Source organism: Hyphobacterium sp. CCMP332, assembly GCF_014323565.1.
In the GTDB taxonomy this organism is placed as follows: domain Bacteria; phylum Pseudomonadota; class Alphaproteobacteria; order Caulobacterales; family Maricaulaceae; genus Hyphobacterium.
This window is the reverse complement of record NZ_CP058669.1, coordinates 2,352,666-2,364,788: the sequence shown is the minus strand read 5'-3', so window position 1 is coordinate 2,364,788 and position 12,123 is coordinate 2,352,666. Positions and strand designations below refer to the sequence as shown.

General features: G+C 56.1%; 9 protein-coding genes and 1 pseudogene. 3 read left to right on the top strand and 7 right to left on the bottom strand.

Translation table 11 applies throughout. The features are described 5' to 3' along the window. Positions 1-256 precede the first annotated feature (256 nt). The 5 genes from HXX25_RS11855 to HXX25_RS11835 all read right to left on the bottom strand — a co-directional run bounded on the left by HXX25_RS11855 (position 257) and on the right by HXX25_RS11835 (position 4,999). Positions 257-2,566, bottom strand: a complete 2,310-nt coding sequence (locus HXX25_RS11855) for a PriCT-2 domain-containing protein (RefSeq protein WP_187166113.1) — start codon at positions 2,564-2,566, stop codon at positions 257-259. After that, positions 2,566-2,781 carry an AlpA family transcriptional regulator gene (locus tag HXX25_RS11850; protein ID WP_187166112.1) on the bottom strand — a complete coding sequence of 72 codons (216 nt, stop codon included), beginning with the start codon at positions 2,779-2,781 and terminating at the stop codon, positions 2,566-2,568. The genes HXX25_RS11855 and HXX25_RS11850 overlap by 1 nt, the downstream gene beginning before the upstream one ends. Positions 2,782-2,861: 80 nt before the next feature. Further along, positions 2,862-3,506 (bottom strand): hypothetical protein, encoded by a 645-nt coding sequence (locus HXX25_RS11845; RefSeq protein ID WP_187166111.1) that lies wholly within the window; start codon positions 3,504-3,506, stop codon positions 2,862-2,864. Continuing rightward, on the bottom strand, positions 3,496-4,665 hold the full coding sequence (locus HXX25_RS11840) for an integrase family protein (protein WP_187166110.1): 1,170 nt from the start codon (positions 4,663-4,665) through the stop codon (positions 3,496-3,498). Before HXX25_RS11840 ends, HXX25_RS11845 begins: the two co-directional genes overlap by 11 nt. Before the next feature lie 97 nt (positions 4,666-4,762). Then, complete coding sequence (locus HXX25_RS11835; RefSeq protein ID WP_187166109.1) at positions 4,763-4,999, bottom strand: hypothetical protein; 237 nt, start codon at positions 4,997-4,999, stop codon at positions 4,763-4,765. A gap of 408 nt (positions 5,000-5,407) precedes the next feature. Here HXX25_RS11835 and HXX25_RS11830 point away from each other — a divergent pair, with 408 nt between their 5' ends. Continuing rightward, positions 5,408-7,426 carry a pentapeptide repeat-containing protein gene (locus HXX25_RS11830; RefSeq protein ID WP_187166108.1) on the top strand — a complete coding sequence of 673 codons (2,019 nt, stop codon included), beginning with the start codon at positions 5,408-5,410 and terminating at the stop codon, positions 7,424-7,426. A gap of 336 nt (positions 7,427-7,762) precedes the next feature. Here the strand turns inward: HXX25_RS11830 and HXX25_RS11825 are convergent, their stop codons facing one another. Further along, positions 7,763-9,958: a M12 family metallo-peptidase gene (locus tag HXX25_RS11825; RefSeq protein ID WP_187166107.1), complete on the bottom strand. Its 2,196-nt coding sequence runs from the start codon at positions 9,956-9,958 to the stop codon at positions 7,763-7,765. 172 nt (positions 9,959-10,130) lie between these two features. Here HXX25_RS11825 and HXX25_RS14450 point away from each other — a divergent pair. Beyond that, positions 10,131-10,271 (top strand): annotated as a pseudogene (locus HXX25_RS14450) (IS6 family transposase); the annotation flags it as partial. Between the two features lie 26 nt (positions 10,272-10,297). Next, on the top strand, positions 10,298-11,386 hold the full coding sequence (locus tag HXX25_RS11820) for a dienelactone hydrolase family protein (protein ID WP_233346690.1): 1,089 nt from the start codon (positions 10,298-10,300) through the stop codon (positions 11,384-11,386). Positions 11,387-11,565: 179 nt separating this feature from the next. Here the strand turns inward: HXX25_RS11820 and HXX25_RS11815 are convergent, their stop codons facing one another. Beyond that, the gene (locus HXX25_RS11815; RefSeq protein ID WP_187166106.1) at positions 11,566-12,099 is read right to left on the bottom strand and encodes a MarR family winged helix-turn-helix transcriptional regulator; all 534 of its coding nucleotides are present in this window, start codon (positions 12,097-12,099) and stop codon (positions 11,566-11,568) included. Between the last annotated feature and the right edge of the window lie 24 nt (positions 12,100-12,123).

Below are 12,123 nucleotides of genomic sequence, written 5' to 3'. Positions count from 1 at the left end.
CGGGACTGAATCTGCGGCTCAGCCCCCTCAGAAGGCCGTAGGTGCGCGGGCGCGGACAGCTGCGCCCGAACTAGGAGTGATATAAACGACGCGGCCTGAACGATTTGGTCAAACAAAAGCCCTGCCATGCACGGGTGCACGGCAGGGCCGCCAATATGGAATGGTGGAATGGCACCGAACTGATTGGTGTTGCAGTACAATACCTGTTCTCCCTATTAAATTTAGTGGTTTTACCGTGCACCCGTGCATAGGGCTGCTAGCAAAGATGCTCTGCTTCCCACGCCGCGGCGTCGTTTTGCCACTCGATGACGTGGCCGATATTGGTTGCGAACTCGGCGCGCGCCTCTTGCAATGGCGGGAAGGTATAAATCCGAGGCCGCCCCCGGCTTTTGTCATGATCGTCGCTCATCACCGACCCCTGCTTGCTCGCAACGGACGGCAAATACCGTTTGATGGCTTTGCCGAGACGGGTCAGGGCGGTGTTGCGAGCGCCGTAGCCACCGAAGGCTTGCATCTGGTCAAAGAATTCGAAGCTGTTGGCCGTATTCTCCAGGTTCTCAATGCTTCCGGGTAGGCAGCCTTCATCCAATGCGCGATGTATCGCCTTAATCTCCGGCGGTGCGTGTTCAAGGTAATCCTCAAACGCTGCTGCTCGCCGCAGATTTTGCCGCGGATTCGGCCCATCGTTAATATCGCGACTGAGCAAGAGGTCGAGAAACGCAGCGTCACCGCCGTCATTCATCTGTTTGGCTATGCGACTGAAATACGCACGGTCATTAGCCCGGCTATCCGAGACCTCTAACACGGTGAACCGGCGATCATTGTCCATTACGGGCGCTGCCGAATCGCGATTAGAGGCAATGATAAAGGCCATTCGGTTGAAGTCGGAAAATGGCGTACGAAATTTTTCTTCCCAGATGATCACGGATTCGGTGATCATGACCTTGACGACGTCAGCTTCGCGTGGATCGCCGCCATAGACACCCTCATCGACGAAGATAAATCGTCGCCCATATAGGTGAAAATTGAACCGACCAGTGAAGTGTTGTTTATGCGTCACCGTCTTGAAGTGGATACCCCATAGGCGTCCGAACATGTTCGCGAGGAAACCTTTTCCCGTGCCTGGCTTGCCCTTGAGTACCAGCGCGGTTCCGGGTGGCTCGGCGGGGCGTTGCACAGCCAGCGCTAGCCAGTTCATCACCCACTTGTAGGCTTCGTCATCGCCATTACAGACATTGTCGCGAATGTGGGCAAGCAGAAGACTACAATCGCCCGGCGCGGGATCGACGGTAAAACCCTGCCAGACGTTGTATCCACTTCCATTGTGCCCTGGCGGTCGAGATGGATCGAAGATGACGTGGGTGTAGTGGCGAGCTTGAGGCCAATCGAGCCAATATCGACCGATATTCACCAGTTTTGGCTTGCCGCCCTCAGAAACCATCAACTTGAGCTCTGCCGACATACGCCGCACAAAGGTGCGTTCATTGAGCGTGTTGATAACATCATGCGATGCGCCATCCGGCTCCAAATCAATCACGACTGGAGTCTGGCCAACTGTCAGACGGGCGTAGCGTTCGTTAATTGCCAGCAAGCGCAAATCGCCTGACGGGGCGTAACCGTTAGCTTTCGCGAGGTAGACCAGGGAACCGAACCCGATTGATCCTGTCGGCGTAAGTCCGCGCCACGCTGTCTCGCAATCTTCCGCCCCCTCATATGCATCGGACTTTGCAGACCAACGGTCCCATGTCTCAAGGGCTTGATCACCATAGGTCGCTTTCAGGGCCATACCGACGCGAATCCAGACGTCACGGTCATCTGCAGGAATATGATCTAGCATCTCGTCCAAATCGTCACCCAGCGCCATGGGTGCCGTTTCAGCCGAAGCTTCATCGGGCAGCGATACTGTTTCCGGCTCATCCACATCATCGTTGAGCAAGGATTCTAGTGCGGGCGGCTCATAACTTTCCAAGTTCAACGGATTGAAGTCGGCGTCGAGCGGAACGCTTGCGCGCGCAAATGGGAGTGCTATTGCACCGCCGCCATATCCGCCCTTGCCTTGAGAATCGGACTTCGGGAAGACTTGTACTTGGCCATCGCTGACGGGTCGGTCGCCGACCGTGAATCCACAGTCTTTGAGTGTTCGCGTCAGGAACCGGCGAACAGTGCGCGCCGATTGTGGGTTCCGGAATGGTATCCAGATATGGATGCCTCGGCCCCCACCGGATCGAACCGCGAAGCACTTCACTCCGCCTTCGGTGAGCTTTTCGACGACGGCATTCGCCGCCGACGCCATGTCCGACCATTCAGTTGTCCCGTCGTGGTCATCAAAGTCCAACACTGCATATCGGGTCTGGTCTGTAATGACCGGAAAGACACTGATCGGTTTAGCATTGGATAGGTGATCCGCGACCGTGGATTCCGATAGCTCGGCGTCAATCTTTCGGTACTTGGACTTTGCTTTGCCGGTATAAAAATTGAAGGCGTCGAGCCGTGACATCTTCGCCAAGCTCAGCATGAATTGGGCGGCAGCCGGTGTTACCCGGCCACCTTCGATCGGGAGAGTCATTAGGCTGACCTCCCGTATGCGAAATTATTATCTTCTGCCCACTCAATTAGATCGGAATACTTGTATCGGATGCGGCCGTTCTTACCCAGCTTGTAGTGGCGTGGCCCGCCGCCCTTCCAACGTAATCGCTCGAGGCAAGAATCGGACAGGCCTAGAAACTTCGCCGCATCGCGGGTTGGGACGTAGGTTTCAGGAATATTTGTATTTTCGCGCATCGGCGTCTCCATAAACAACTAATGAAGACATCCTTTTATGCACATGAATCCGGGCGGTCTTGATAGGAAAAACTGGGCTCTTATTTAGAAGAGCAAGCGGCATCTAGATCGTGAACAGCTTCTTTTGCCAGATTTTTCAGGCCTCCAGGCGTGATGAACAGATCAACCCCCAGTGGGTTGAGAAAATAGACTCCGTCAGACCAACACTGCTTTGCCATAGACTGTAGGGCTTCAAACTTATGGTCAAAATCGGTGTAGTCTGCTGACGCGTTCACGCTCAACCATATCGCCGCCCATGCCCTTTCATTGTTCTTCAGCTTTCGTCCTTCGTCGCCTTCACGTTGAAAAGGGCGCTCCTGATGCTCTGAGCGCGGCGGCAAGACGCGTTTAGCTATCGCTTCGAACCCGAGGCGTCGCTCGACACCCTTCAAGGCCATCATTCGCTCGGTATCAGTGTTCGTATTCTGCCACATGGTTGCCATAGCGGTCTTGAGTGCCGTGCGTTGACGAGAGTTTGTGACAAGAGCGAGGGGTTTCTCTTTGCGTGTCGTTCTAATGCGATAGAATTTATTGGCTTCACTGCGGAGCTTTTTTGCCTCATTAGCTTTGACGGAATTGGTTGCCTCTTTTGAAAGGCACCTGAATGCGGTGCCCAGCACAAAGCCTAAATGCTGAAGCTCTGTTAGCGGCGGAAGATATTCGCCGATCGGTTCATCATCTGTCACTGACCAACTCCATGATTCTATCTGCAACGCGCTGTGCGGGTTCGCGCAGACGCTCAGCGTCCATGACGATGTAGCCGCCCGTAACATCGGTATCGATACGATGATTGAGAAGGCGTTTGAGCGCAAACGCGGGAATATCCAAGCCTTCCGCAATGGTGATGAAGGTCCGGCGAAGGTCATGCATCGAGTAGTGAACGCCTGACGTCTTGCGGACCCGGCGAACAATGGACTTCACCTCCTTGATATGGCCAGTCTTGTTCTGGCCCTTGCCGGGGAATACCCACGGGCTGCCCTGAACCCGCGCTCGGCGGTCCTTGAACAGCCCTGCAAGCTGCGTCGATAGCGGCAAGACAAGCGGGTCGCCATTCTTAGTTTGAGGAACTGTGAGTGTTTCTGCCACGGGGTCCACGTCCTCCCAGCGCAGACGCTTGATCTCGCTGGACCGCATGCCAGTGAAGATGGCCACCAGCATAAAGTCACGCGGCTGGTCGTCCTCCATCCACACAGCCCGCCACCAGGCGGGCAGGTGCTTGGCCGGTATTACCGATTGCCTACGCTGCTCGCGCGCCCAGGCGCGGGCTTGGGTTAACACTTGGCACGGGTTGGCCCCCAGCCCGTCGTGTGCGGCCGCTGTGTAGTTATAAATGGACCGCAGGTGCCGCATGACATTGTTGGCACTGACGCCGCTGACCTGACGCGTAATCCGCTGATGGCGCTCCATGACCATCTGACGGGTGATCTCTCGCATGGGAAGATCGCGCCAGTCGGACAAATGCAGGTCGATGGACCGGCGATAGGTGTCCACGGTGAATGGCTTCAGCTGTGAGCGACCCTCGAAGAAGGCCTCAGCCGCTTCGTCCAGCGTGATCGTCTCGGTGCGTTCCTTGCGCTTTTCCTCAAGCGGGTCGTCACCGGCATTGAGCCGGCGAAGCACCACCAGTGCTTCCTCACGGGCCAGCTCCGGCGTCACGATAGGGAAGTTACCAATCGTGCGGCGCATCGTCTTGCGGCCGATCTGGCGCTCGACAAAGAAGCTTCTCGATTTCTTGCCAACGCGCAACCCAAAGCCGGGCAGTTCGGTATCGCGATATATGAGCTGACCGCTCGGGGGCAGCTCGATCCGGTCAATGTTTCTACGGGTAAGTTTGATCTGTGGCATGGTTCATCCTCCATGCCCCTCCAGGTTAACTGAAGGGATTGAAATCACAATGATAAGCGGACCGGCAGGAAAACCGGTCCGCTAAGTCGGATCCCAGCTAGAAGTACTGCTCATCTCTGATGTCCTGAAAAAAGCCAGCAATGCATTCAATATCGCCACTGTGATAGCAGCGAAGAAAGGAGGTGAGATTACCGACAACATCGAGTGCCTTCTCCCAATCTTTTAGGCCTGCGTGAGTGGCTTGGACGGCGAAACCAAGCAATTGATCTTCGTCGCCGGGATGGTCGTTAAGGTAGTTAAAAATTTCGTGCAGGTTTTGACGAATAGTTCTCATGTTCAATGCCTTTCTTGGCTTTTCAAGACAGCCAGAAATCAGGAATAAATAAAATAAATCAACAGCCTGGGAGAAGGCTTCGAAAACCCTCCAAGAGCTTCCAAGTCTTTCGAACCCTCTTTGGGTCAGTTAGCCTCGCAAGGTGCGCATTTTAGAGCGAGGGAACCGCCAAAACACTTAGGGAGCGGCAGACGGCGCTCGCTGAGTGGCGACAACTTGCCGCCTGAACTCCGGTTTCCCTTGAAAACTGAGACGACTTCGCTTTCGTTTGACAGCACCGGGGGCCGTCCACACATGACAACACCCGACATTTGCATCTAGCTGGCAAAACCTCGGAGTTCTCGCTAACCTGACACCTGAAACAGGTCTTGCGCCCGAGCAAGGCGCCAATCCGCCGGGGGGCAGACCATGCGAGACAAGTTGTTCCAAGAGGAAACACGCCGGAAGCCGTTAGGAGCGTTTGGGGGGGTATTTTGCGTTCTGACAGCTATTTTTGTCGCGCTAACCGTAACGGCCCCAAGTTGGGCCAACCATCAGTGCAGGTTGGTGTTTGATAACCGGCTCGACCAGGCATTCGAGCTTGTCGACGGGCAAAACAACGTACTCGGCAATATCAGGCCAACCGGGCTGACCACGATCGTCGTTACCGCCCTTTCAGGTTTGAACAATATCCAATACAGCGTACGGTTTCCCGGCTCTTTAAACCCAAATGGATTTTCGGGGTATCCGCCACGATATCGTTTCACTGTAGAGGTCTGGGGTGGCGGCATCTATGAGTGGGATGGAACGACTCGCATCTACAGTCGACAAGAGCTCACAAACTGTCTCTATCACGGTCTTTACGTATCAGGTTATTACAATGGCTACTGGGCGGATGAGCGCAGTCTCGAATTGGAACGCACCGGCATAATGCTTGGTGTCGAAGCGCAACCCTCCGGCATATCGCTCGTTCCAACAGAAGGGAGGGGCCAAGAAAGAGACACCAATAGACTAGGGATCTTAACGGATGTGTTTAGGGGGCCTGTTTTTATTGGTCCGCCTGAGCGCGTCACCCTGCGACGCCCTGGCGAATGCAGAAACGACATCGAAGGGATCACTTGCCAGGCTCAGCTAAACATCAGCAGAGAATTTTTCAATTGGTTTGCGGAAACTGCGGAAAATAATCGTATTCACGACGCGAGATGCGAGGCGGCCAACGCCAGTTTTTATGTCGCGGCTCCGCGCGAAAACATGGCGTTTGGTGACATCGTGTTCTGCCGCCCTCCAGCGGAGCTGAACAGGGATATCTTTGCTGGGACGACCGTGCGGGCCAACTTCACAGGCACCAATCTTGAAAGATTCAATTTTGAAGGCGCAGTCCTCGCAGGGTCCAACTTATCGGGTGCGCGCCTGACCGGCACCAATTTTGTCGGCGCGGATCTCTCCGGAGTCGATCTGTCCGGAACAGACCTCCAGGGTGCGAATCTAAGTCGCGCGAACCTCACTGGCGCAAACCTCACCAACACCAATCTCAATCGTGCGATTCTTTACAATGCGACTTTCACCGGTGCTGACATGCGCGAAACCCGGCTGGAGGGCGCTGATCTGACAGGTGCCAACCTCACCAATGTTCAGAACATCGCTTATTTTAACATCAATGAAGAGACCGTGCTATGCAACACAACCGGCTATAACGGCGAGGTGATAAGCTATAACTGCATCACGCCGACGCAGTTCCGCGATGCTGATCAATCCAATCGCAATTATAGCGGCCGGGATCTGACCGGATATGATTTCACCAATCGAAATCTTCAGGGCGTGAACTTTTCCGGCAGCAATTTGACCGGGGCCAATTTCCAAGGCGCAAATCTCACCAACACCAATCTCAATCGTGCGATTCTTCGCAATGCGACTTTCACCGGCGCCGACATGCGGGAAACTCGGTTGGAAGGCGCTGATCTGACAGGTGCCAACCTCACCAATGTTCAGAACATCGCTTATTTTAACATCAATGAAGAGACCGTGCTATGCAACACAACCGGCTATAACGGCGAGGTGATAAGCTATAACTGCATCACGCCGACGCAGTTCCGCGATGCTGATCAATCCAATCGCAATTATAGCGGCTGGGATCTGACCGGATATGATTTCACCAATCGAAATCTTCAGGGCGTGAACTTTTCCGGCAGCAATTTGACCGGAGCCAATTTCCAGGGCGCGAACCTGACCAATGCCAATTTGGAGAACGCCAATCTGACAAGCGCCGATATATCCCGGGCAAACCTGAACGGTGCTCGCTTCGCCGGCGCGGATCTGACCCGCGCCACCATGCTGCAGTCGCAGTTCGATACAGGAATATTCCAACGTTTTGACGGCACGGTCTTTTGTGAAACCGTTGCCCCTGATGGCCAGGTCTCAAATCACCACTGCCCTCAAGGCGGAAGGTGAACACGGGGCGGACCATTCCTTGCGTCGTTTGGGTCGTGTCAGAGGAACTTCGCCTTGAGCGCGGGAAGGTAGTTCCCTAGCCTCACCGGATGCGCAATCCGTTCAAATAATTCAAGACTGTCCGTCGTCAGAACATTTGGCACAGACGTGGGCACTGTCATGTGTGGACGGCCCCCGTTTAGCAAGGAACGGTTCGTTGGTTCGAATAGTTAGGTGCTGTCAGACTAAAGCGAAGTGGTCTCGCTCTTCCCGGGAAACTAGGATTTGGGCGGCGAGTGTGCACCCCTTGGCTCCCTCGTTTATCGCGAGGGACCGAGGCCCGAAAGCAAGGAGACATCAGTTCGTTCGCACGGAGACCGAGGTCGCGCCGCGTTCACCGCCGCTGACGAGGACCGTCCCTGTCGAGGTGAAGCGGACAAAAACACGGTTCGTCGCCGGGAGGTTTGACACCGCAGCCCCTGTTCCCCGAACGAAGATCGCGAACGTCGCCGTCCCGTTGGTCGCCAGACTGATCGTCGCCGATCCCGCGCGCGCGCTTGTGCACGCACCGGTGCCGGGATCGGTCTGGCAGATCTCCACAGAGGAAATTCCGGCTTCGGCGTCCGGTCCGATTGACGGGCGCGCGACGACGACGCCGGCTGTGCCGACATTTGTCACGGCAACGACGAAAAAGCCGACCATGTTGCCCGTCGTCGGAATCAGGACGGTGCCCGGGATCGTCGGCGTTCCGGCGACGGCGATAACATCCGGTCCGGGGAGTGTTTCCGACCGGAAGGAGAAGGAGTTCACGCCTTCGATGTATTCGGCAGAACGCCGGTTCGAGCAGAAGGCTTCAATGAAAAGGTCGGACTCGACATTGCCGGAGTCGATCTCAGTCCGGGAGTTGTCGATAAACTGGTTGTTCGTCCGGACCGTGAAGACAAAGCTCTGCGCACCGCCAGAAAGGATGTCGACCGGCGTGTTGATTGTTCCGGTTGGCGCGTTCAGGGCGTCGGTCGTCTGATAGCTGAACTGGTTTGTACTCGCTCCGGGAAGGCGGAGCCCGCAGCCAGTCGCGGTATCTCCGCTTGCTGCAGGATTGATTACAGTGGCGAATGCGGTGGCCGTCGTGCCCGTGGGGACTGCCCTGGTCAGCGGCAGAACAGCAGACCGCAGAAAACCCGCCTCGCTACGAAATTCGGTGACGTTGCGGCCTTCCTCGCGCATGGCGCGCGCTGCGTCCGCGTCGGCCGTTCCACAAGGCTGACTGGTCGAGCTGGAACCGATGGTCGGTCCGCACCGGCCGACGTCAGGGTTGGAAAAGTAAGGCATTTCGAGTTCATGGTTCGAACCCGGTGCCGTATCCACTAGGCAGGTAGTTGAGCGCAATGACGAGTCATACGCCATGATCGTCCGGTATCCGCATTGATTGACGTATCCGAGCGCATAATCACGGACGCCGCGATTGGCGTCCGAGTTTGCTAGGTCATGGTCTATGCCGAGATTGTGGCCGATTTCGTGCGCGAAAGTCAGATCGGTGCAGTAGGTGTAGCCATTGCTGAGGTCTGAATCGGTGTCGTCGATCCAGTCGCTGATCGCGGCGACTCCGACAATATCGCTTCCGGTTCCGATGGTGTCGCTTGTCGCTCCAATCACATAGGCGGTGCCACAATTGGCCATGTTGGGTAAACGCATGTTGCGGACTATGGCCACAAGGTCTGCGCCCAGGGCGTTCCGCCGCGCCAACATCGCGCTGTAATCCTGTCCGTTCGGCCCTGCTTCTCCAAGTCCGGCACCGGAGCGCATATCGACGACGGTGGCGGCGTTGCCGCGATCATCGTTGGTCGAAATGGATTCCGTACCTACAAGACGCGCGCGCAGACCCGTGTCGGAATTGACCAGGGCCTGATCAAGCAGCGCCATCAGATACTGGATGCGCCCGCCCGCCGCGGGGCCCCATGTCGTTCGGAAGCTTTCGCTATAATAAACGAGGATATCGACCGTTCCGAGCGAGCCGACCGCGACCGCTGCTTCCGTCACAGGCGCGTCTCCGCTACCCGGCGGCATCCGAAGGCGCAGCATATCGTCGACGGTGGGAACAAGGCTATCGCCATCGAAGCCGCCCGGACGCGCATTGTCAGCATGGCGGAACAGCGTATGGCCGCCATTCAGCTCCGGAATGATCAGCCAGATTCCGTCGCCGGCTAGGACGCGTCCAAATACATGCTCACCAGTCCGGGTAAGAAGCACCCGGTTCAGCGGTTCACCCTCGATGTGTCCGGCCCAAATCCAGGTGCCGGTCCCGTTCCTCTCGATCCGATCGAGGACGGCATTGCCGCCCGCCCCGAAGTTGAGCGCGACACGTTCACCAGGCGTCATCGACATGACGGCCGGGTCAAGCCCACGGATTTCCCGGCGCACAGGCCCCGCCGAACCTGGACCGGCTTCAAACGCTATATCGGTATTCGACCCGAAATCGATCAGGTCGTCCGCCAATGCACCTGAACAGCCGAATAGCAGGAACGCTGTAGAGGTTAGAAAACTTCGAAACATGACCGCCTCCTATCGCTTGGTGCGCTAAGCGGGCAGACGATGTGTACCGCCCACATTAACTATATAGGGAACCATTATCTGAGATTTGTCCAATAAAACCGCGGCCAGAACGAACCTAATGGCGTTTTCAGAAGCAAGCCGGCGTTAGCGGGTTGACCGATAATTTGAGCGCATGAAAAACCCGTTTATCTATTTCAAAACGTTTCCTGAAGTCATTCGTCTCGCCGTGATGATGTATATCCGCTTTCCGCTGTCGCTTCGAAACGTGGAAGATCTGCTGCACGAGCGCGGTAGCGATACGTCCGCAAGAACGTGAAGCCGCTACGCTACTGATCGTGAATGGCTCACACGGTTGGCGGGTGGAACGGTGGGTTTCAGATCTCGATTTTGGGGAACTTTCGGGTACCGGCCTTCGACGGGGTAGCTCATTATCCCGACATCGGGCGAAGAAACGACACCGCTGTCTTGACTCGGCCAACCTGGGCTTCAGTTTCTTCCGAGTTGCTGCTGTATGCTGCCCCAACGAAAGCCATGCCCATGACTGACGACACAAAGCCCAAGATTGCTCAAGGCGCATTAAGCCTTTATGATGCGTATGCGCACGGTCATTTGTCGCGGCGAGCCTTTCTTGACGGGCTAACACGCTATGCTGTTGGCGGCTTAACGGTGACCGCACTCGCCAGCCTAATTATGCCTGATTACGCCGCTGCCGAGCAAACGGCGGCAGATGACCCGCGCCTCGAAACTGCGATGCTGGACTATGATTCGCCGAGCGGGGCAGGTGATATGGCAGGGTATTTCGCTCGGCCTGCGGGCGCCTCATCGCCACTGGGCGGCATCGTGGTCATTCATGAAAACCGTGGTTTGAACCCATATATCCGCGACGTGGCCCGCCGCGCTGCATTGGAGGGATATGCCGTCTTTGCGCCCGATGCGCTGCACCCCTTGGGCGGCTATCCCGGCAATGATGATGATGGGCGAGCTCTGCAGGCTCAGCGCGAACGCGAGTCGATGGTTCAGGATTTTCAGGCTGCTGCAGATTTCTTGCGCACGCACGACGCCTGCTCCGGGAAAGTGGCCTGTGTTGGCTTTTGTTTCGGTGGGGCCGTCGCCAATCTGATGGCTGTCCGCCAGCCTTGGCTATCAGGCGCCGTGCCCTTCTACGGCGGCTGGCCAACGGCGAGTGAAGCTGAACAGCTCGAGGTTCCTCTCCAGATTCATCTGGCTGGACTGGATGAACGTGTCAACGCCGGATGGCCTGACTATAAAGCGGTGCTCGATACGAGTAATGCCGTCTATGATGCCTTTGTCTATGAAGGCGCCAATCACGGTTTTCATAATGATTCCACGCCGCGATACGACTCTGACGCTGCCTCGCTCGCCTGGTCGCGGACGCTGGATTTCTTTGCCTATCGTCTGTCTCCTTAATAAAAGATTCTCGAAATAAACGAGGGAGCCAAGGGGCGCAGGTCAATCTGAATTTCGTTTGTTGCCTGCGGCCCGATGGAGCAACTCAACTTTGTGTGAAAACAGGTCGTATCCTTGCTTTGACGACTGCCAGCGAATGCGCGCACGGCACCTCCTCGTGGGGCCTGGCCACGTGTCATTCAACTGCCCGTGCCTCTGGATTTAATTTTAGATCGAATCCGCTCGCCTAATCCCTCTCGTTTAAAAGCGTCTTCTATATCGTGGAGGGCTGAGAATACGTCGTGACCGACATCCTCAAAAAGTTCTTCAAAAACAGACCGCGACAACTCCATAAACATATGAACCTTTTGGGCCTCGATTGTCCCACTATCAGTCAGACTGATCGGCTTGCGGCGGGCATCACCGGGGTCATCACTCTTCTCGACGAGGCCAAGTACCAGGAGAGCGCGGACATTCTTGACAATAGCTACGTGAGTCACGCCGAGGGCCGAGGCCAGCTCGGAACTTGACGCCGCTTCGGTGCGCAGGAGGACCAGAATGGAAAATGTCCGAACAGGCGCGGTTATGCCAAATTCTGCCGCAACGGGCGCACCGCTGGCGATAAGAAATTCCGTAATCCGCACCATCAACTGACCAAGAAAGGCCGGCCCGTACAAGTCCCGCAGAAGTTCACGGCGACGAAATACGCTTGACGAGTATGTGGGAAGGGTCATACATGTAACCAGTTACGTTACCGA